This window comes from Paenibacillus hodogayensis (assembly GCF_039536325.1).
Classification (GTDB): domain Bacteria; phylum Bacillota; class Bacilli; order Paenibacillales; family NBRC-103111; genus Paenibacillus_AB; species Paenibacillus_AB hodogayensis.
In genome coordinates, this window is record NZ_BAAAYO010000001.1 from 1044691 (window position 1) to 1067409 (window position 22719).

15 protein-coding genes are annotated in these 22719 nt (G+C 55.6%); 7 read left to right on the forward strand and 8 right to left on the reverse strand.

What is annotated here, in order from left to right; all coding sequences use genetic code 11:
• Window positions 1–18 precede the first annotated feature (18 nt).
• A complete protein-coding gene (locus tag ABD796_RS04140) occupies window positions 19–1026 on the reverse strand; it encodes a 2-oxoacid:acceptor oxidoreductase family protein (RefSeq protein WP_344903248.1) in 1008 nt (335 codons plus the stop codon).
• Window positions 1027–1315: 289 nt separating this feature from the next.
• On the opposite strand from ABD796_RS04140, the gene ABD796_RS04145 reads away from it, so the two are divergent.
• Complete coding sequence (locus ABD796_RS04145) at window positions 1316–2203, forward strand: AraC family transcriptional regulator (protein WP_344903250.1); 888 nt, start codon at window positions 1316–1318, stop codon at window positions 2201–2203.
• A gap of 204 nt (window positions 2204–2407) precedes the next feature.
• Here ABD796_RS04145 and ABD796_RS04150 read toward each other — a convergent pair whose 3' ends face one another.
• From ABD796_RS04150 to ABD796_RS04160, 3 genes are all read right to left on the reverse strand, one after another.
• Window positions 2408–3244: a sugar phosphate isomerase/epimerase family protein gene (locus tag ABD796_RS04150; RefSeq protein WP_344903253.1), complete on the reverse strand. Its 837-nt coding sequence runs from the start codon at window positions 3242–3244 to the stop codon at window positions 2408–2410.
• A 31-nt stretch (window positions 3245–3275) separates the two neighbouring features.
• Complete coding sequence (locus tag ABD796_RS04155) at window positions 3276–4352, reverse strand: Gfo/Idh/MocA family protein (protein ID WP_344903256.1); 1077 nt, start codon at window positions 4350–4352, stop codon at window positions 3276–3278.
• Between the two features lie 258 nt (window positions 4353–4610).
• Entirely contained in the window at window positions 4611–5366 is a 756-nt protein-coding gene (locus ABD796_RS04160; RefSeq protein WP_344903259.1) for a DUF4253 domain-containing protein, read from the reverse strand.
• Window positions 5367–5522: 156 nt separating this feature from the next.
• Between ABD796_RS04160 and ABD796_RS04165 the strand changes: the two genes are divergently transcribed.
• From ABD796_RS04165 to ABD796_RS04190, 6 genes are all read left to right on the forward strand, one after another.
• Complete coding sequence (locus ABD796_RS04165) at window positions 5523–5714, forward strand: hypothetical protein (protein ID WP_344903262.1); 192 nt, start codon at window positions 5523–5525, stop codon at window positions 5712–5714.
• A 36-nt stretch (window positions 5715–5750) separates the two neighbouring features.
• A complete protein-coding gene (locus tag ABD796_RS04170) occupies window positions 5751–7997 on the forward strand; it encodes a helix-turn-helix domain-containing protein (protein ID WP_344903265.1) in 2247 nt (748 codons plus the stop codon).
• A gap of 257 nt (window positions 7998–8254) precedes the next feature.
• A complete protein-coding gene (locus ABD796_RS04175; protein WP_344903268.1) occupies window positions 8255–9709 on the forward strand; it encodes an extracellular solute-binding protein in 1455 nt (484 codons plus the stop codon).
• 132 nt (window positions 9710–9841) lie between these two features.
• Entirely contained in the window at window positions 9842–10801 is a 960-nt protein-coding gene (locus ABD796_RS04180) for a carbohydrate ABC transporter permease (RefSeq protein ID WP_344903271.1), read from the forward strand.
• 29 nt (window positions 10802–10830) lie between these two features.
• Window positions 10831–11667 (forward strand): carbohydrate ABC transporter permease, encoded by an 837-nt coding sequence (locus ABD796_RS04185; protein ID WP_344903274.1) that lies wholly within the window; start codon window positions 10831–10833, stop codon window positions 11665–11667.
• A gap of 93 nt (window positions 11668–11760) precedes the next feature.
• The gene (locus tag ABD796_RS04190; protein WP_344903277.1) at window positions 11761–16386 is read left to right on the forward strand and encodes an Ig-like domain-containing protein; all 4626 of its coding nucleotides are present in this window, start codon (window positions 11761–11763) and stop codon (window positions 16384–16386) included.
• 251 nt (window positions 16387–16637) lie between these two features.
• Here ABD796_RS04190 and clpB read toward each other — a convergent pair whose 3' ends face one another.
• The 4 genes from clpB to ABD796_RS04210 form a co-directional block, all read right to left on the reverse strand.
• Window positions 16638–19280, reverse strand: coding sequence for an ATP-dependent chaperone ClpB (gene clpB / locus ABD796_RS04195; protein WP_344903280.1), 2643 nt, complete (start codon window positions 19278–19280; stop codon window positions 16638–16640).
• Window positions 19281–19503: 223 nt separating this feature from the next.
• The gene (locus ABD796_RS04200) at window positions 19504–19959 is read right to left on the reverse strand and encodes an Hsp20/alpha crystallin family protein (protein ID WP_344903283.1); all 456 of its coding nucleotides are present in this window, start codon (window positions 19957–19959) and stop codon (window positions 19504–19506) included.
• A 305-nt stretch (window positions 19960–20264) separates the two neighbouring features.
• A complete protein-coding gene (locus ABD796_RS04205; protein ID WP_344903286.1) occupies window positions 20265–21302 on the reverse strand; it encodes an aldo/keto reductase in 1038 nt (345 codons plus the stop codon).
• Between the two features lie 217 nt (window positions 21303–21519).
• A complete protein-coding gene (locus tag ABD796_RS04210) occupies window positions 21520–22551 on the reverse strand; it encodes an ABC transporter substrate-binding protein (RefSeq protein ID WP_344903289.1) in 1032 nt (343 codons plus the stop codon).
• Window positions 22552–22719: the final 168 nt, after the last annotated feature.

The window sequence follows — 22719 nt, forward strand, 5'->3', positions numbered from 1 at the left end:
CTGGAAATGGGAAAGCTGCTACACGATCACCCGGTCAAACCGGTGCGGCACCCGATGCTGCTCGGCATAGCTGTCGTCGTCGCGCGATTTGGACAACGCCTCGGTCGGACAGGCGACGACGCATTTCAGACAGCCTTTGCAATACTGGTAGTCGATGCCTTGCAGAAACATTTGCGGACGACCCTTCTTGTCGGGCAGTTCGTCCCAGACGAAGCAGAAATCCGGACAGACGTTGTCGCAGGCGGCGCAATGAATGCATTTGTCGTCGTCGAATTGGGGCATCATTCCCGCGCGGGAAATGCTCAAATCTTTCAAAATGCTGTTGCCGGGGTTCGTAATGACGCCGCCCAGCGGCTGCGTCGCGAAGCCGAGCACAGGCGTATCCTGGCGGATGTACGCCGGCATCGTCTCGCCTTCCGGCAAGGCGAATGTCTCAAAGCGGACTTCGTTGTAACCCCTTTCAAACGTACGGATTGCCGGTTGAACGGCTTGCGGGTACTTTTTCTCCAGGGACTTGCGGATGACGCCCTTCATGAACTCCGCGTCCAGGAAAGCGCACAACCGGAACATCGCGCCGAGCATCGCCATATTGACCCTGTTCTTCTCTTCGAGCGCAATGCCGATGGCGTCGACGACCGCGATCGTCCCGCCCTTCAGCTTGAGCTTCTCCTTCAGCTCTGCCGTTGTGCGGACAGAATTGACAAGCACCAGGCTGTCTTCATAAATGCCGCTCACCACATTGACTGTCTTCGCCAGCGACTCGTGAAAAATACCGACTACATGGGGCCGTTCCACCGGCGACGTATCGCGGATATTCGTATCCGGAGCGCAGAAGCGGATATGCGCCTTGACGGCGGAGCCTTTCTTCTCCGAGCCGTACGAGGAAAAGCTGACTCCGTTCAAGCCGGCGCCCATGACACCCGCCTCGGCCAGCATTTTGCCGGCCAGATTGGCGCCCAAGCCACCGATCGATTCAAGGCGGATCTCGAAAAAGCCGAGCTCGTTCATTTTCGGTAACGATACCATTTGACGTTGCTCCTTTCGGGATGAGTGCGGCGAATGACGAAGTTGAATTGTGTCGAATATGTGTCTCTTTTTTTATTGTACCAGCTATTGCGGCGGGGGCAATCTTTTTTTCGGAATTTTCACGCAAACCGGTTATAACGATTTATAATAGAAATGCCGCAGCAGATCGCGCGGGGCCGCCTGCTTGTTTTTCACTATATGAGCGAGCCGAATCAATCATTCGCATCGCGCGGACGCGGCCGGAGTCGGTCTGCGGAGACTTTGCGCCGGAGAGAGGGTTACGCGCCGAATGTCCTACTTCCCTGAATATATCGAAACTTACCCGAACATGGACACCGCCTTTCCCTTGCATTTTTCCGTCAACCGGCTGGAAAGCGGGTTCCGCGCCCATCGTCACGACTATCTGGAAATGTCGTACGTCATCGGAGGCGAAGGGACGGAGACGATCAACGGAGCCACGCATCCGATGAAGCCCGGAACGCTGTCGTTTATTCAGCCTTACCAAATTCACGAATTGTTCACATTTCCCGGCTGTACGTTGACCCTCTATAATATTCGCTTCAGTCACGGACTGTTCGCCGAACTGGAAAGCAAGGCGGAGCTGCAGAGGCTGCTGATCGGCACCGACGCGGCGCTGCCTTCCTATCATCATTTCGAGGGCGAGCAGGGCGATTCCCTGCGGCGCGCCTTCGATGCGCTGTATGAGGAATACCGGGGAGACGAGAGCTGGAGAAGACTGAGGATGAAAATCATGCTGATCGATATTCTGATCGGCTTCGACCGCAACCGCACGAGGGCGGCCGCGCTTCAAGCCCGGCACGAGGAAGGCGCAGCCGGCAAAAGCCTGTTTCTAGACATCATCCGGTTCATCCAGCATCGGTACAAGGAAGACTTGACGCTGAACGCGGTAGCCGATCATTTCCGCATAAGCCCGGCCTACTTAAGCACGCTGTTCCGCAAAAAAACGGGGCGCACGTTTTTGCAGCACGTGCACGATGTGCGGCTCCGCCACGCCTGCGGCCTGCTGTCCTCGACCGATATGAAGATCGCCGACATTGCCATGGAGGCCGGCTACGGCTCCTACAATACGTTCTCGCGCATCTTCCGCGAGCTCAAGGGGACGACCCCGAACGACTACCGCAAGCTGTCGGGGGAGCTGTCCGGGCTTTCGCGCTAAAGGGGACGAAGGGGAACGCCTGGCGCTGCCGAGCATTTCGAAGGAACGGACCATCTTCTTTTGTGTAAAAAAGAAATCCTGCGACACGCCGCGTCGATCCGATAGCTTCCGCCTCGCGGACGAAAAAAGCCATGCTCCCGGCGCCAAGCCTCCTTCGTTCGAGAAAGGGGGTGGCGCCAAGGACATGGCTTATGTGTCAATCGCTTAGATGCCTGCCTCGGCGAACAGCCGGTCGTATTGCGCCGCCGTTCTTCTCACCCGCTCCTCCGCCGGCTCCTGCGGCGGCTGCTGGGTCAGCACCTCCTGGGCGACCGCTCCGGCGTAGCCGGTCTGCTTGAGCGCCTTCAGGAAGCCGACCAGGTCGATCACGCCTTCGCCGGCAATCAGCCGGCCGTTGTCCAGCGCTTCCTCGACCGGAACGTCCGGCGCGTCGTTCACATGGACGTGCACGATCTGCTCCGGGCGCAGCCGGGCGATATCTTCCGTAGTGAGGCCGTTCGTGTACCAGTGGTAGCAATCCAGCAGCAGCCCGACGTTCGGCTCGCCGATCGCCGCGACCATCTCGAGCGTATCCGCCATCGTCCAAATAAACGGATGCTTCCAGCGGGTCCGCAGATGGTGCGGGCCGACGAATTCGAGGCCGAGCCGGATGCCGTACGCGCCGAGTATTTGCGCGCACAGGCGCAGCCGGCGGACGGCCGACGCCATGAACGGAGCCGCCGGCTCGTCGGTGGACGGCAGTATATACGTCGTACAGGCCGTGCATCCGAGCTGGCGGGCGATAGCCGCCTGTTCCGCAAGGGCGGGAAGCCCGGCAAGGAACTCTTCTTCGGTCGTCCGCCACTGCACCGTCAGCCCGATGGCGCCCAGCACGACGCCGTGCGAGCGGAGCAGTGCGGCCGCTTCCTCTACGCTTCTTCCTTTGGTCAAGCTCCCCATGTCGATATCGACCGCTCCGAACCCGTACTTGGCCGCCAGAGCGATATATTGCTCGGCATTGCCGACGTCGCCGAGTCCGGCTTTCGTCAATCCGCGAATCATAGCGCAAGCCCCTTCCGTATTTCGTTGTGTATTAACGCAAGCCGTCCCAATCCAGCTTGACTTCCGAGCCCGTGCGGGACGATTCGTAGATGGCGTCGATGATCAGATTGTTCGTCAAACCGGTCAACGCCGACGTCAGCGGCTGCGTGCCGTTCTGCACGCAATCGAGGAAGTGCCGGCTCAAGCGGATGCGCGGTCCTTCGTCGCCAGCAGGCGTTTTCAGACCGACCTCCATCGCCCGGTCGAACGATTCGGACAAAAATTTGCCTTCATTGCCCTTGAGCGAAGCCCCTCCATCGGCGCCCATCAGATGAATGAACGGCTGGCTGTCCGTATCCATATGAACCGCCCAGCTTACCTCGAGCGTCAGCGTGCTGCCGTCTTCCATGCGGATGAGCGCCGTGCTGAAATCCTCGACGTCCCAGACGCCGTTCCAGTCCGGCTTGCCCCAGGTGCCGATCCCTTTCTTCTTAGGCCCGAATTCGGCATATACCGCTCCAGATACGGCCACCGGCTTCGGATCGCCCATCAGGTGCAGCGCCAGATCGAGCATATGGACGCCGATATCGATCAACGGCCCGCCGCCGGACATATCCTTGCGCGTAAACCAGGTGCCCCAGCCCGGGATGCCTTTGCGGCGGTACCAGCCGGTTTTGGCCGAATAAATACGGCCCAACGCGCCCTGCTCGACTTGCTGCTTCACCTGCAGCGGCAGCCAGTCCCAGCGCATCTGATGCGAGACCATCAAGATGTTTCCGGTCGCCTGCTGCGCCCGCACAATCCGCTTCGCATGCTCCGCGTCCAGTCCCATCGGCTTTTCCAGCAGTACGTGCTTGCCCGATTCGAGAGCGCTTACGGCCAGATCCGCGTGGAAACGGTTCGGCACCCCTATAATAACGGCATCGAGATCGCTGCGGGCGATCAGCTGCTCGGGGCTCTCCTCCACGTCCGGAATGCCGAATTGCTTCGCCCGCGATTCCGCAAGCGGCTTGTATACGTCGGTAATGGCCGCGATTTCGCAGCGCTCCGCCAATTTTCCGAATTCCGTGGCATGCACCGCGCCGATATTGCCCGCTCCGATAATGCCCAGTTTTGTTTTCCGAGTCATCGTCCTGCCCCTCTCCTGATCTGCATGCGCCTGCCGTGCCGCTTGTCCGGCCGTTCCCGGCCTCGGGTCTGCCTGCCGGCTCCCCGCCGGCGCGGCGGCGTCCATGAGTATTCCGACTCCAGTATAGCGCTTCCTCGGCGTCTTTTCGTTGCATTTTTTAAGCTCAATATCCCAACTTTTTAAGCAAAAAAAGAACATCGTGCCCAATCGTATTATGAGATCAACCAGTTCTTGCTGGTTGGGACCGAGACAGCCGCTTCAATCCCACCAAAACACCCATATATCGTGGCGGCGTAGATAGGCTGCATATTGTCCGACTGAATCAAACGAATCCAACACATATTGGCAAAACAGAAAATGTTCCTTTGCGAGTTGCAGTGCCTCGGCTTCCGTCGAAGGGCGTTTGCTGACACGAACGACCCATGTATCCTGGGTGACCACAAGCGGGACCATCCCATGTTCGTCCTGCCAATGCCGGAACAGCACAACCTGTTCCAATGGCTGGGGGCATTCATTGAATCCGCCCATCGGTACGATCAGCGGCGCATATTGCGATTCGCCGGCAGGCAGCGTCAACAGCAGCAGCCCTTCTTCCTCCCGATCCGCGATCCACGACAAATCGATGTCCGGATGCGAATAGGACGGCTCGCTCCACTGCTCCTCCAGCATCTCATGCCCGTCCCTCACCGAGATATATGCCGCATAGACGGCTTCGAAGGTCGCATACGTTTCTTTCTCGCGCGGCACCCCGTCAAGAGCGCTTAGAAACGAACGAACGATACTGCCAAACGCATCGAGCTTCGTCATCTGCCGTGCCTGCTCCAACTTCTGTGCAACATAGGTAACAAGCGACATTCCATCTTCCAACGTCGCGTCCATCACCTCCAGGATGTTGTCGCTCGGCAGGACAAGCAATTGCTGATCAGCAGTTTGTCCGTGCCAAGGCAAGGACAACTGCTCCGTTGTGACACGCTGGCATCCATACGGCGACAGCAGGGTATCAAGCGGTTCCACACCATTTCCCTCCTCTGTATGTTGCGTTAGCTGTACTATCCCCTCACCATCCCTTAATGGCTGAACAAAGAAAATGAAACGTTTTCAAATACACCATTCAACACTGGTAGGGATTATCCTCCTAGATGTGGAAATAGTTATTTGGAGGTGTTTCCAATGATCGAAAAATATAAGCTTGCCAACGAGCCTGACAAAACGATGTTCGTGTTTCCTGCGCTAGCCGGCAAGGTCTATGGTCATATCGTCAAAGATCGGACAGAGAAGGGGCCGGCGAAGCTCGTATTTGAAACGAGCCGATACGATTCGATCGAAGCGTTGAAAGCCGACTATCCGGAGGCGAGCAGCTGATGCTTGCCGTGATTTCGTAAATATCGGAGGCGTCCTATGCACAGGAAGTGGTTTCAGCGATTGCTGCTTTCTTACCTGCCAATCCTATTCGTGGTCAGTCTCAGTTTATTGCTGATGACGTATCTGACTTTAAGCGAGATATCCAAAAAATCCGCGCTTCGGGCGAATGAAATGCTTTCGCGGGACATTATGCAGTCCCTCGAGGTTTCGCTGCGCGGCATCGATACGATGCTGAACAAGGCCATTACGGATAATGGCCCGATAAAGCGACTATTCGAACCGCTTCCCGCCGATCAAAGGCAATATGCCGATTATCAGGCCGCTGTCGCCCTGAGCGATCTTGCTGCCGGCAATCCGTTGATCCATTCGCTCTACGTATACAGGCTGGAAGATAATATGATTATTACGCCCTCGACATCGGTTGGATTGGCCGACTTCGGCGACAGGGAGTTTATCGGACAGCAGGTTACGAACTTCTATCCTTTTAAGTGGACGGGGCGAAGAGAATACCGAAAGGAAACCGGAGACCGGCCCGCGGATGTCGTCAGCCTGGTTAAATTCGCCAAGCTATCGAATAGAAGCCTCATTGTCGTTAACGTGGATACAGCCAGTCTGAACAGGCACATGCGCGTCATGTCGAGCTTGTCGCTTCATTTCCTCGATTTAGTCGATCAGGAGGGAAGTCTTGTCGCATCGCGGGATTTGGCGGATGGCACGAATGCCGGCACTCCCCACCCCTCGGGCAGACAATGGTCGAGCGTTCGCTCCGATTATACTCAATGGTCGCTGCGCAGCGGCGTGTATCAAGCCAGTATTGCCGAATGGGTATCCTCCCTGTTCTATTTATGGATTGCCATCGGTTTTCTTGTCGTAGCGCTTTGTATCGTATGGCTTGTCTACGCAACCAGACGCAACTATAAACCGATTCGAAACTTCGCCGATAAAGTTGCCGATTATTCCGTACAACAAAGAGATCCTCCCGCTCATACGGACAAATTGGACGAATTCCAATATATCGAAACGGTGTTCGAACAATTGCTGGACCGTTCCAGCTTGCTGCAGGAGCAAAATAAGGAGAATCTCGATTATCGCAAGCTTCATGTTTTTCTTAATTTGCTAGAGGGCTCCGCGAGCAGTAGAAAAGACGGTTGGGTGTCCGAGCTGAAGCAGCTGGGGTTTCAAGGTACCTATCCGGGTTTTCTGGCTGTCGTTGTAGAGATAGATCGTTACGCAGACTTCGTCGCACGCTATAACAGCCGGGACCAATATGTGCTGAAGCAAGCGCTGCGGACCGTCGTTATGGAAATTAGCGAGAGCAGCCCTTTCCCCGTTTGGCCGGAATGGGTAAGCCGGCATCAGCTGGCCGTCCTTTATTTTTATCAGGATGCCGTAGACTCGGAACAAGACGAGAAGGTTATACAGCTGTGCGAAGAGCTGCGCACTTGGGTAGAGCAAAATCTGGCCTTTACCGTCACCGTCGGCATCGGAAACCGAATCTCACACATCGAGGATACCTCGGAAACGTATAAAAACGCTCTTCAGGCTCTGCATTACAAATCATCTCTCGGCATGAATCGGCTCATCATGCCAAGCGATTTGACATCGAAGCCGCAGGGCGAAATTTTCATGCAGCTGCATATCATCCGCACCATCTGTCAATCTTTTCGTACGGGGGACAGCGATTGGGAGGGACGATTTCATGAGCTTTGCAATACGCTCGATTCCTGCATGTTTTCCCATGAGGATCTGCTTAACTTGCTGAATTATTTGGTCTACCATCTTCATAAGGAAATGCTGGAATTGCCCGAGGAGCAGCGCGGGATTTGGGAATCCGACGCACATCCGGCGCTGCAGCTTATATTGGAGCGCGAAGAAACCGCAGCCGAGATCTATGCGGAATTTTTCCGGGTTCTGCTGGAAGCCTCCGTACAAATTCGCGGGCTGCGCGAAAGCAAAAACAGTTACCATCTGATTCGCAATGTAAAACAATATATCGGCGACAATTTTATGAATCCAGACTTGTCCTTGTCCCATCTGAGCGATGAATTCGGCTTGAATGCCAGCCATTTGAGCAGATTGTTCAAGGAAGCGTTCGGCGTGAATTTCGTAGATAGTTTAACCCGGATAAGAATCGATAAAGCGGAGGAACTGCTGCAAAATACCGGGAAGGCCGTCCAGGATGTTGCGATCGCTGTCGGCTATACGAATGCCCGTACATTCATCAGGGTGTTCAAAAAGCTCAAGGGATCCACTCCGGGTAGTTTCCGCAATGAAGACATTTGACGACAGCCTGAATCTGTCCGGCCCGTGCTAAAGGCGCTGGCTGAGCGGATTCAGGCTGTTTTATATAGCAAATGCAAATTTTGACCATCAGAAAAAAAACGGTCATTTACGCTTCATGGGCGGCATGGTACCTTAAGTCACGAAACCGGCGCTTGCCGGGAACGGGGAAAGGAGGTATCGCTTGCTGTCCAAGCAGCGAGCTCGCCAAAGCTTAAAATTTTCGGAAATATAAACAAGCATTTCAGGGAGGGGCAGCTTTGAAAATCAACAATTGGAGAGTTATAGGGGTATCGCTTTTTTGTCTCACCGCCTCGCTGTCGCTGGTCGGCTGCAGCGGTAAAAACGATGGGTCGCCTTCCGCAAGCCCGCTTCCGGCGAACAACTCCCCGGCCGCGGAGACTAAAGTTTATGCGGAGAACGGGCTGCCGCAGGATGAGAAAGTGACGCTGAAGGTCGGCTTTTTCGAAGGCGGTATGGGCAGGGAATATTTCGATTACGCGATGGATACGTTCAAGAAAAAATTTCCTAATGTCAACTTTGCCGTTACCTATTCGCCGGAGATGACGAAAATCATTACAACCAAAGTATCGGCCAACAACGATAACGACATGTTCGATATGTTCTCCACCGCTACGGATGCCCTGTCGCTCGTAAAAGCGGGCAAACTGGAGCCGCAGGATGACGTTTGGGACCGGAAAGCATACGACGGCAACGGCAAAACCTTGAAGGAATTGTCGCTGGACGGCCAATTCGCCTCGGCGCCGCGCTTTCTCGGGAAAACGTACGCCGTACCGATCGTTTCCTCCGGCGGCGGGTTGTTCTTCGACAAAGCCTTGTTCGAGGAGCATGGCTGGAATCAAAACCCGAAAACCTGGAAGGAATTCGTCGCATTATGCGAATCCATCAAAGCTAAAGGAATCATTCCGATTACTTACCCCGGCAAATTCCCCGGCTACGTGACGAATGGCTTTGGGGATTATAAGCTGTTCGAGCTTGCCAACTTGAAAGGGAATTTAAAAACGGTCGAGGACAGCTTCAGAAATTATACGCAATCGCTATATATGTCGCCTGAAAGCGTCGAGCTCTGGAACCGCATTTACGAGCTTGGCAAGAAGGGATTTTTCCCCGAGGGCGTTGCCGCTCTGAACCATACCCAATCGCAAATGCAGGTGCTTCAGCGTAAGGCCGCCTTGGTATCTACAGGCGTCTGGGTGCAGAACGAAATGAAAGAATCGACGCCGCAAAATTTCAAATGGGGATTCATGTCGGTGCCGATGGGGGACAGTCCCGACGATACGATCTGGGTTAGAAATACGACCAGCGAAGGCTTCTTTATTTGGGCGGCCAAACCGGAATTGACCAAAAAGTGGGCGAAAGAATTCAGCGCTTGGCTGTGGAATCTGGATATCCAGGGGGCCATTGCGGAGACGGGGGGACAGCTGCCGATTCGCAAAGATTTTACGGATGACCAGACCCGCGCCGGCAAGCTTCAGGACGCTCCTAGAGCATTGCTGGAGTATATGAAACGCAATAAGGTTCATATCGAAAGCGAATTCCGCGCTACGAATTTGACCGACCCCGCTGCAGCCCAAGCGAAGAAGGTCATGCAAGACGCGACTTCGGAAATTGCCGCGGGCAAACAGGACCCTCTGCCGAAGCTGCAGGAAGCGGATCAATTGTTGAAAAAGGCAATCGAAGCACAGACCAAATAGACGGCATCTGTGGAGGAGGCTTTGGGCCTCGGGGCATTGAGCTTCAGTGATTCGAGACCTCGAGGGCTTCGAGCATCAGACTTAAGCGGCCCATGCCCCCTCCTCCCGCCGGTTTTGAAAGGAGCGCTGTCGTTGAGCCAGCATGAAACTGCCGCAGCCGCACGAAGACCCGCTCGACAGGGGTGGCTGCAAAAAAGGTTGACCCGCGCGCAAACGCAAAAAAATATTTTTCTTCTTGTAGCGATTGCGCCCGCTTTCGGAGGATATTTGCTGTTTACGCTGTATCCCAATCTTCTGTCCGTCTACTATTCGCTGCTGGATTGGGACGGCATTTCGCCGGCGAAATTCGTAGGACTGAGCAACTATACGGCGATGCTCCAAGATAAATACGTCTGGCGCGCGCTGCTGCATAATTTGCTTTACATGGCGACCGTTCCGTTTCTCGTCATCTTCATTTCCTTGCTGCTGGCGTATATCTTGACAAGCAAAGCCTACAAAGGCTCCTCTTTGTTCAAACTGTTGTTTTTCTTTCCCAATGTTCTGTCTACCGTAGTGATCGCCTTGCTATGGGCGTTCGTCTACGATGGCAGCATCGGCATTCTTAACGCTTTGCTGAGGCTTGTCGGGATCGATGTCGGCAATTTTTACTGGCTTGGCGACGTCCGCACGGCGATATGGGCTGTTATTCCGCCTTATGTGTGGGGAGGGGTCGGCTTATATGTGATCATTTTCGTCAATGCCATGACGACGATTCCGAAGTCGCTCTATGAGTCTGCTGTTTTGGAGGGGGCCTCTCATCTGACCCGCCTCATGCGGATTACGATCCCGCTAATTATGCCGATCATCCGCGTCGGGGCTTTATTTCTCGTTCTCGGTTCGCTCAAGGGTTTCGAGCATGTGCTGATTTTGACAAACGGAGGGCCGGCTGGCTCGACGGATGTGATCGGCTTGTATATGTTCAACCTCGCCTTCGGCAAAGATTATCACAATTACGGTTATGCTTCGGCGGTAGGCATGTTCCTGTTCGTTATTCTCGTAGCCGCCAAGCTGCTGATGGACAAAGCGATGCCGAACAAGTCCGTCGAATATTAACTTGCAGCGCGAAAGGGCAGGTAGCTTGCATGAAGGAAAAACGCACTTGGGTTGACGGCTTATGGTGGATCATTTTGCTGGCCTGGTCCGTCACCATTCTATTCCCGCTGGTATGGGTGCTGTACGAATCGTTAAAAACGAACCGTGATTTTTTTCAAGACGTATGGGCGCTTCCCGAGAAGCTTCAGTGGCTCAATTATTCACGGGCCTGGTCCAAATACGGGATCGGCGCAGCGATGATCAACACATTGTATTACGTTGGAGCGAGCTTGCTGATCGGTCTCTTCCTGACGACCATTAATGCCTACGCGCTGACGCGCATGCAATTTAGAGGCCAAAAGCTGATTTGGGCGATCATTATGCTCTCCTTGTTTCTCCCCGGTATTAATGCTTTGATTCCGCAGTATGTGCTGATGCGGGAATTGCATTTGACCAACAGCTTGACAGGGCTCGTCATTCTCGACAGTCTTGGCGAAAGCGTATTTTATTTGCTGCTGCTTGGAGGCTTTATGCAGTCGCTTCCCAAGGAGCTGGAGGAGAGCGCTTTCATGGATGGCGCAACCCTTTTCCAAGTGTTTTGGCGCATTATCGTGCCGTTGTCGATGCCGGGTGTCATGACGGTCGCCATATTCAAGTTTCTCGGGTTGTACAACAACTTCCTCAGCCCGTTTATATACTTGAGCGATCCCAAGAAATATACGATTGGCGTCAGCATGTATGCGGCCAATCAGATGATGCAGTATACGGCCGATTGGGTCACCCTGTTTGCGGGCGTCGTCATTGCGTTGATCCCTTCGATCGCAATGTTCGTTTTCTTCCAGAGGTGGATAGTCGAAGGCGCTACACTCGGGGCCGTAAAGGGCTGAATTTGTAACGGCTCCCGAAAGGAGGCGGTTGCCGAAGCAGAGAGAAGACAGGCTTTCTGAGCGTGAACAAATTCATGAGAAAAGGAAGTGTCCATGAGCGTGCGAAAAGCAATGAAGCTTATGAAAAGCAGTCTTGTCCTTTATCTTTTGCTTCTCAGTCTGCTTGTAAGTGGGATGCCTGGCGTTACTTCGCCTGTCGCCCATGCCTCAGGAACGAGCCCTATCGTTTACAAATTCACCCACATCGGATTTCCCGGACAGCCGACACAGCCAGGCTGGAGCCTGGTAGGTTTAACGACGACTTACCCTGTCCTGGGCTATCAGTTTTACGGAGCGGCGATCGGCACCGAGAATGTGGGCATGTCGCGCGACTTCTTGTTCGATGTCCCCGAAGATGGAACGTATTTGATCAAGTTCAAAGGCTTCCTTGCCGGATCGGGAGCGATCGCGGAGCTGCAAATCGACGGCAAAGCGATTGGCTCCTACGACTTCTACGGCGCGACCGTCGGCTATGGCCCGACGACCCCGATTCGATACGCCGCTTTAACAGCAGGCACGCACACGTTGACGCTTAAAACGATTGGCAAGCAAGCGGCGTCGGCCCAATACCGGATGACACCGAGCGAATTTATACTGGAGCCGGTTTCAGCCATGCCGTCATTGGCGGGCGTGGCGCTTGCCGCCGGGCAGCCGGACATCTTCCTCGGCTCCCAAGTGCAATTAGCCGTCTACGGCCAAACGAATAACGGCGTTGCGTCGGATCTTCCCGGAGCGCAAATTCAGTATGCCAGCGATAACGAAGCGGTCGCCCTCGTCGATTCCAATAGCGGCATTCTGACCGCCGCCGGAGCAGGCGCCGCTTCCGTAACGGCAAATGTTTATTATAACGGCGCCCGCTTTACCGCGGTATTGCCAATCAATGTGAGGATTCCGACAATGACTTACAAGTTCACGCACATCGGCTTCCCCGGCCAACCGACACAGCCAGGCTGGAGTCTTGTAGGCTTGCCAACGACTTATCCTGTTCTTGGCTATCAATATTACGGAGCGGCGATCGGCACCGAAAGTGCGGGCATGTCGCGCGACTTCCGGTTTGATGTCTCTACAGACGGAACGTATTTGATTAAATTCAAAGGCTTCCTGGCCGGGTCGGGAGCGATCGCGGAGCTGCAAATCGACGGCAAAGCGATGGGCACCTACGACTTCTACGGCGCGACCGCCGGCTTTGGCCCGACGACCGCAATTCGATACGCCGCTTTAACGGCAGGCACGCACACGCTGACGCTCAAAACGATCGGCAAGCAAGCGGCATCGGCCCAATACCGGATGACGCCAAGCGAATTTATTTTGGAGCATACCCCTGTCTTGCCTGTATTGGATAGCGTTGCGTTCACTGCCACGCCGCCCGAGCTTTACGCCGGTTCCAAGTTTAACCTCCCGGTTATCGGGATGACGCAAGCCGGCATTCGGTTTGAATTGGCACAGGAATACGTTCAATATTCAAGCAGCGACGAGAATGTCGCCACAGTCGATCATACCGGAATGCTGACGGCGTCCGGACTAGGAACGGCTACCGTAACAGCCGACGTCTATTTAAACGGCGTTAGCCGCTCGGCCTCCTTGCCGGTCAGCGTTACCGAAGTCGTATACGGGAAAACCCGCAGCACGATCTATACAGCCGATAAAATCGCCGCAGCCCGCAGCAATATTGATAACTACGCTTGGGCAGCCGATTTGAGAGACAATGCCGTCGCCAGAGCGAACAGCTATTTGACGAAAGGGCTTAATGCTCTTTGGGAGCTGGTGCCGCCGCAAAGTCTGCCCCGCAGCTATAGCGTAAACGAGGCTCTCGGAAGTCCGGTCACCGGGAAGGAAATCGATAAATTCGGTCCCTATCCTTATATTACCGATCCACTCAACGACCCCTGGAAAATTACCGATCCGAGCAGCGGCTACAGATTCCCAACGAACGATTTCGGCGCTTATTATCGCAGCGGACTCGATCAGCATGGCATCTTTGATCCGACTAAAGCGGACCGCAGCCTGCTCGTCAATACTCTTTATCCGGAAAAGGGCCCGACCTGGGGAGTGGATGACGGCACAGGCTGGGTTGATGAAAATGGAAAATCATATACATTCATCGCTTTCTATATCCACTGGGGGCTTTGGGCCGATAACGGTCCCGGAGGCTTGAAAGGATTTATTCCGAAGGCGCTGGATGCGTTCCGGGACGCCTATCTGTATACGGGAGATATCAAATATGCCCGTGCGGGCGCCATTTTGCTGGATCGCATAGCCGATATTTATCCAAGCTTGGATACGTCGGTTTACAACAGAAGCATTTACCAGAATTCCGACGGCTATACCCGCTTGGGCAAAGCCACAGGGTCCATCTGGGAAACCCTGCTCGTCAAGCATTTCCTATATGCTTACGACGCTTTCTATCCGGCAATGAACGATTCGGCGCTCCTCTCGTTTCTGGGTGCGAAATCAGACACCTATGATCTGGGACCGCTTAAATTCAGCGCAAGCGGCATTCGCCGCAACATTGAGGATGGGATCGTCAAACAGATTTATCCCGGTGTGCAATCCTCCCGCATAAGGGGGAATCCCGGATTTCACCAAAGCGCGCTGGCGCTGGCGGCTGTTGTCTACGACAAATTTCCGGAGACGAAGGAATGGCTGGATTTCGACTTCCAGTCCGGTGGCTTCCAAATGAACCCGTATCGCGTTACTGGGGGTAACATCGGCTCGACGTTGGTGAACGATGTAGACCGCGACGGCAACGGCAACGAGGCCGCTCCACTCTATAACTCGTTATGGCTAATTAACTATCTCGAGCTGGCCAATATTCTTGACGGCTACGACTTGTATCCGAGCGCTGACCTTTACCAGAACGTAAAGTTCCGAAACATGTTTTCAGGCGTATATCAATGGATGCAAAGCGAGGTTTTCACCCCGTCAATAGGCGATTCGGGAAGTACGGGAAAACCGCTCATCTTTTTCTCGATGCCGACGATGATCGAAGCATTCAAGCACTATCAAGACCCGGAATACGCGCAGTTGATCCATTTCTTGAACGGGTTTAGCACGGAGGGCTTGTACGGCGACATTTTTTCGAGTGATCCCGAGCAAATTGCCGATGATATTGATGCGGTTATTGCGCAATACGGTCCTTTGAATTTAAAAAGCACGAATATGACCGGTACCGGGTTCGCCGCGCTAAGGGACGGCAAAGGCGAAGGCTTCAATAGCGACACGCTGCGCAATGTCTGGATGTATTACGGGAATAACAGCTTCCACGGCCACCGGGACACGCTGCAAATCGGGCTGCACGCCTTCGGCCTTGACCTAACGCCGGATTTGGGCTATCCCGAGACGACCGAATCGGCGGATACACACAATTATCAATGGGTACGCAATACGATTTCCCACAATACAGTTGTCGTCGATAAGGCGAAGCAGCAGATTCAATGGGACGGCGATCCGCAGCATTTTGACGATAGCGAGCAAGTGAAGCTGATCGACGTAGATGCGCCCGATCCGTATCCGCAAACCGAGCTGTACAAACGGACGACGGCGATGATCAAGGTCGACGACGCCAATTCTTACACGGTGGACTTCTTCCGGATTAAGGGCGGCAACGACCATCATTTCAGCTTCCATGCGGCCGAGGGACCTGTGACGACGGATGGCTTGACCCTCGTTTCGCAGAAGGACGGAAGCGGCAACTATATCGGCTCTTATGCAGGTGACAATGTAGAGTATGGAAAACGGGCGCCAGGCGACAGCGTCGATGGCCCCAACTATATGGGCTCGGGCTTCCACTATTTGAAAAATGTCGATCGGGATACGGCTCCGGCCGAGCAATTCAGCGTGGATTGGGATGTTACGGATACATGGAATATCAACCAGCCGCCGCGGGACGTTCATCTCCGCTTGACTATGCTCGGACAGGTCGACGATGTGGCGCTGGCGGACGGAAGCCCGTCGCAAAGAGTGCCGAACAATCCGAAAAGCTTCCGTTATGTAGTCGCCCATCGCGGTGGCAGCAATCTGGATTCGCTGTTCACTTCGATCATCGAGCCGTACGAATCGCAACGATACGTTCAATCGATCGAGCCGGTAACGGTAACCGTGTATGGCGCACCAGCGATCGGCAATGATGTGAAGGCGGTGAAGGTTGTTTTGACGAACGGCAGAACCGACTACATCGTCAGCGCGCTCGATCCGTCCGTGCTTTATACCGTGGATGGGAAATTCCAGTTCCAGGGGGAGTTCGGGGTTTACTCCGAGCAAAACGGCGCGCCTGTGTATAGCTACCTTAATGAAGGAACGCTGATCGGACCGGCCGGGCTTCCGCTTATCGACGAAGATACGGCGCAATTGACAGGCACCGTCGCCGATTTCACGCGGGATCTGTCCATGACGAACGACATCACGGTCAACCTGGATCTGCAGGGTGTAGACAGCGGCGAGCTTGTCGGAAAATACGTCTATATCGCCAATGACGGCGAGCGGAATGCGGTTTATAAAATTCACGGCGTCACGCAACTCGGAACGAATCAATACAAGCTCGATTTGGGAACCACCACGCTCATCCGGCGTTATGTGGACAACAATGACTTCAGCAAGGGATATGTGTATGACATTGCTCCCGGGGCTGCTTTCCGCATCCCGCTGGCTTACGAAAAGGCGATTGTGTCTGCCCGCAAATAAAGCACCCGTCGCTCGAGATATGAAGGTGTCGACCTTGAAAAAACGGCAATAAGCGGTACTTTACCAGCTGCGGACGGCGATGCGGACCAACCCAGACCCGGATAAACACCGCGAGTTTAGAGCCGCTATTACAAAACCAAAAGAAAGACGGTACAGCCCTTAGCCGTACCGTCTTTCTTTGTGACTTATTGTAGTGAATTGGCTGCATGAATGTTTTCATCGAGCCTGTCCGCCGCCTGCTGCTCCGTCCGTCATACCGGCTGCAGCCGTTCGGCGGCTTCGCGTTTGCGTATAGAGACGGCGAGTCCGCCTTCTCCCAGACCGACCTGCACGACCGAGCCCGCTTCCGCCTCGCCGGAGATGAGAGCTCGCGCGACGCGGGTTTCCAGGCTGCGCTGGATGAACCGTTTCAGCGGCCGCGCTCCGTACACCGGATCGAAGCCTTCCTTGGCGATATGGTTCACGGCCTCCTCCGTCAGCTCCAGCCCGATGTCCCGATCGGCCAGCCGCTTCCGCAAGCTGTCGGCCAGCTTGACGACAATCCGCCCGATCTCCGCTACCGTCAGCGGCTTGAACAGCACGATATCGTCGACCCGGTTCAGAAACTCCGGCCGGAAATGGCCGCTCAGCTCGTTCAAAACCCGCTGCTTGACGGCCTCGGTCAAATTCCCGTTGTCGTCGGTGCCCTGGAGCAGATGCGGAGAACCGATGTTGGAGGTCATGATGACGATCGTGTTTTTGAAATCGACGACCCGTCCCTGCGAATCGGTGAGCCTGCCATCGTCGAGCAATTGCAGCAATAGGTGGAACACGTCCGGATGCGCCTTCTCTACCTCATCGAGCAGCAGAACGGAGTACGGCTGCCTGCGCACCGCCTCGGTCAGTTGGCCGCCTTCCTCGTAGCCGACATATCCCGGAGGCGCTCCGACCAGCCGCGAGACGCTATGCTTCTCCATATATTCGGACATATCGATCCGCACCAGTCCGTCCTCGCGGTCGAACAACGCGACCGCAAGCGCTTTGGCCAGCTCCGTCTTGCCGACCCCGGTCGGGCCGAGGAACAGGAACGAGCCGATCGGCCGGTTCGGGTCCTTGATGCCCGCCCGCGCCCGCAGCACCGCGTCGGACACCAGCGTCACGGCCTCGTCCTGGCCGACGACCCGCTCGTGCAGCGCGTCCTCCAGCCGCAGCAGCTTCTCACGCTCGCCCTCCACGAGCCGGCTTACCGGAACGCCGGTCCAGCGCGAGACGATATCGGCGATCTCGTCCTCGGTTACCGCTTCGCGCAGCAGCCGGGCGTCCGGATCGCGCTGCGCCTCCTCTTCGGCGGCCTTCAGCTGCCGCTCCAGATCGGGAATGATGCCATAGCTCAGCTCGGCCGACTTGTTCAGATCGTATTCCTCCTGGGCGTCGACCAAGTCTTTGCGCGCCTGCTCCAGCCGTTTCTTCAGGTCGCGAATGCCCTGAATCGCCGATTTCTCCTTCTCCCAGCGCGCGGCCATGCCGAGCTGCTTTTCCTTCAGATCGGCCAGCTCCCGCTGGAGCGCCTCCAGCCGCTTCTTGCTCGCTTCGTCGGTTTCTTTTTTCAAAGCGGCTTCCTCGATCTCCATCTGCATGATGCGTCGGGTCACTTCGTCCATCTCGCCCGGCATCGAATCGATTTCCGTACGGATCATGGCGCACGCCTCGTCGACGAGATCGATCGCCTTGTCCGGCAGAAAACGGTCGGAGATGTAGCGGTCCGACAGCGTCACGGCGGCGACAAGCGCGCTGTCGTGGATTTTGACGCCATGATGCACCTCGAACCTTTCCTTAAGCCCGCGCAAGATCGAAACCGTATCCTCCGCATCCGGCTCGCTGACCAGCACCTGTTGGAAACGCCGCTCCAGCGCCGGATCTTTCTCGATATATTTGCGGTATTCGTCCAAGGTCGTCGCCCCGATGCAGTGCAGCTCCCCGCGCGCCAGCATCGGCTTGAGCATGTTGCCGGCATCCATCGCCCCTTCGGTCTTGCCTGCCCCGACGATCGTATGCACCTCGTCGATAAACAAAATGATCCGGCCGTCGCTTTCCTTCACTTCCTTGAGCACGGCCTGCAGTCGTTCCTCGAACTCCCCCCGGTATTTGGCCCCGGCGACGAGAGCGCTCATGTCGAGCGAGAAGATCGTTTTGTCCTTCAACCCTTCCGGCACGTCCTTGCGTACGATCCGGTGGGCCAAGCCTTCCACGATCGCGGTTTTGCCGACACCGGGCTCTCCGATCAGCACCGGGTTGTTCTTCGTCTTGCGCGACAGGATGCGGATGACCCGGCGAATTTCCGCGTCTCGGCCGATGACCGGGTCGATCTTGCCCGCCCGCACCTCGGCTACGAGATCTCGCCCGTACTTTTCCAGCACCTCGTAGGTGGCCTCCGGCTCGCGGCTCGTCACCCGCTGATGGCCGCGGATGCCGGCCAGCGCGGCGAGCAGCTTCTCCCTCGTCGCGCCGAAGCCGTGCAGCAGCTCACGGATGTCGCGATTGCCGGCGTGCCTTTCCGTGGCCATGGCCAGCACCGCATGCTCGACGGCGACAAATTCGTCCTGCATCGCCTCCGCTTCCTTCTCCGCGCTTTCCAGCACATGGATGAGCCCCGGCGAAGCATAGCGCCGCATTGACTCCGCTCCCGAGCCGCTGACACGCGGCTTGCGCTCGATCAGGGCGTTGGCGCGAGCGGCAATATCCGCTACCGGCACATTCGTTTTTTGCAGCAAGCGAGGCAGCAGCCCTTCCGGCTGTTGCAGCAGCGCCTTGAACAGATGCGGCGTGTCGATTTCGGCATGCCCGTGCTGCGAAGCAAGCGTCTGCGCGGCGGCGACCGCTTCCTGCAGCTTTTGCGTATATTTGTTAAAATCCATAGACCATCCGCTCCTTCTATTCGGTTCCTGTATGTTTGTGTCCGGCAAAAGGCGCATTATAGCCGGTCTCCCTCTACAATGCGCCTCACGCCCCTTTATGTGAATGGAATGGCGGCTCGGGGCGTTTCGTTAAGCGCCCGCGAGGCCTCATCCATGTCTGTCCTGGTCTGTCCTGGTCTGTCCTGGTCTGTCCTGGTCTGTCCTGAACTTGCCGTTCTCCGGCTCAAGCGCCGTCCTGAATCTCGATGCGCTGCGCCGGCGTCGGTGTTTTCTTCTGCACATGCAGCGATAGCACGCCATCCTTCATCGATGCCCGAATGCCTTGTTCCCCGACATCCTTGATATAGAAGCGCCGGACGTACTCGCCCTCCAGCCGCTCCCGGCGAATATACCGCTTCGCCGCGTCACCGTCACTTTCGTCTTCGCTTCGGCGCATCGCACGGATCGTCAAGTAAGGGCTCGAATAATCGATCTCGATCTCTTCCTTGCGGAAACCCGGCAGCTCGGCTTCGATGACGTACCCTTGCTCCGTCTCGCGGATGTCCGTGCCGAATGCGACCGAGCGAAGCTGCTTCGTCGGCACGGCGGGCATCCCGCTGCGGAACAGCGCATCCAACGAACGGGCCAGCTGGCCGAACGATTCATTTCTATATTTTCCAACAGGGATCAATTCAAACATCTTTCATTCCCCTTTCTTTGACCAAGTTTGACCTTACACCTTTATTATAGCAGCGAACGGAGATTAAACAATGACAGTTATTGCTCAAAAATGCTCGTATTCCACCATTTTCGGCTGTTTGAAGTGTTTAACACGGTGCGAATCCTTTGTTTGACCTTTTTTGACCTTAATAAGACAGAATGGTCTTTGCCGCGAAAAACAGCATTAAAAGAGTAGGAATGAGCGCGGTCCGGCGAAACAAAAAAGGAGAACGGCTGTCGGCATAGGCCACACCATTCTCCTTGTCGTTTTACTGGCATGGATGCTCAAAGCGACTCCCGCACCCGTGCGACCTGCTCCGGCGATAGCGTAATCGTACCGGCGCGGGCATTGGATTCAAGCTGCTTCACCGATGTGGAGGACGGAATAAGGGTTCCCATCCCGGGCAGCGTCAGCATATACGCCATAACCAGTTGGCTCAGCTCATAGTCCCATTCGCGCGCCAGCGAGCCCAGACGGTGCAGCTTGGCGGTCGTGTCCGAATCGACCTTCCAGTCTCCTTCGTCGTATCGGCGGTCGCCCGGCCCCACTTTCGCCGCATCGAGATAACGGTCGGTCAGCAGTCCTCGGGCAAGAGGGCTCCACGGCACGAACGATATGCCTTCCGCTGCGCAATAATCGAGCGCACCCGTCCGTTCGGCCTGCTCCCCATCCAGAAGGTCGAACTGGTTTTGCACCGCCGCGACCCGGCAGCGGACAGACAAGGAAGCCGATAGACGCTTGTACAGCTCCAACTGCGGTACGGTAAAATTCGAAACGGCGAAGTAGCGGACCGTACCGGAACGCACCAAATCCTCCACCGTCGCCAAGCTTTCCTCCGCGGGCGCGTCCTCATCGAAGCCGTGAAAATACAGCACGTCGATCCGGTCTGTCTGCAGCCGTTCCAGACTGGCCGAGACCGAGTCGAGAATGTTCGAGCGCGACAAGCCGCCATGGTTCGGGGTCGTCCCGTCCATGCCGCCGAACAGCTTCGTGGCCAGTACGATATCGCGCCGGTGCGCGGCGTTCGCTTTGAACCATCTGCCGATGACCCGCTCGGAATTGCCGGAGCCAAGATTATAGCGGTTCGCCGTGTCCCAGAACGTAACGCCCAGCTCGAGCGCCCGGTCGAACAAGGCGAACGCCTCCGCTTCGCCGACCCGCGCCCCGTCTCCTGTTTCGGGCAGCCCGATCTTCCAGGTGCCGAGCCCGATGCTCGATACTTGCAAACCGGTGGAGCCGAGTCTGCGGTAAGGCATTCCGTTGAAAGAGTTCGTGCGGAACGGTACATTGTATAAAGCCGGATTCGGTGTTAGCGCATCCATAAAGCAGCCTCCTCGCTTTTGGTTGTATGCAACCTGTATATGATCCTGATCATACCATATTCCGCTAGGCATGCGATACCCGTTCGCGAGACGGAGACGGGAGGCACGGGAGGCAATCTTACCGAATCCGCGTTTCGTTCCTACGAAGATTGCCTCAACAAGACAGCATGCCCGCTTCGCGCTCAATCTTTCGCGTAAACGGGCATCGGTTCTTTGCTTATTTCAACAAAAACTTGTTCAAGTCGTCGAGCATCAGGTTTGCGGAAATGATTCCTCCGGACGAGTTCCAAATACCGTCGTCCACCTTGATCGCCTTGCCCTTCTTTGCCACGTCCAGGTTTTTCCACAGCGGGTCCTGCAGCCAGTCGTTTTCCGTCTTCGTCGTTTCGCCTTTGTCGTCGAGCAGAGTAAAATAGAACAAAATATCGCCGTCGGCTTCGGGCAGACGCTCTTTGCCGATAATGTCGGCGAACGTCTCCTTGTCCTGCGCGGCCGGGCGCTTCAAACCGACTTTTTGCAGAATTCCGCCGGGAAATGTGTCATTATAGTAGATGCGGACCTTGTCCCCCACATAAAAGCGGACAAGCGACACTTTCGTATTGATTTTATCGCCCAACTGCTTGCGCAATTCTTCGGCTCTTTTATCGAACGCGGCCAGCTTCTTGTCGCCTTCGGCTTTCTTGTTCAAAGCTTCGGCATATACTTTGTAGTTGATGAACGTATCGGAGTTCGTCCGCGTCGAGAACACGGTCGGCGCGATACGGGACAACTGCTCGTACACTTTTTCCTGACGCAGCTTGTTGCCGATAATCAGGTCCGGCTTCAGCGCCGCGATCAGCTCCAGATTGGGCTGGTTCTCGTCGCCGACGATTTGCACGTCCTTCAACTGGTCTTTCAAATGAGCATACATCGGATCGGTGCCCCATGCCCGGACCATGCCTACCGGCTTGATGCCCAGATCGAGCGCCGCTTCCACGGCGTCATTGACCAGGACGACGACCCGCTTGGGAGTCCCCTTCACCGTCGTTTCGCCCATGGCGTGCTTCACCGTGTAAGGCGTATTGCTATCCTCCGTTGTCTGCGTATTGGCGGAAGCGGGCGGGGTCGGCGAATTGGCCGAAGTCGCAGGCGATGTCGGCTGGGATGCCGGGGCGGGTTTCGAAGCTCCCCCGCAGGCTGCCAAAGCAGCCGCCAGAAGCAGCAGCAGCAACGCAACCATTGCCGGGTACAAACGGTAATTTCGAATCATGATGGTCTCTCTCTCCCTTTCTGTGATAATGATTCTTGTTATCAATAATGCTAGTGTATATCAATGCAGAATCTGTCGTCCATGAACGGACGTATCCGTTTTGATGCACGATTCTACCCGAACCGCTATACTCCGGTCCGCATGTCTCAACCGGACAACCTTTACACC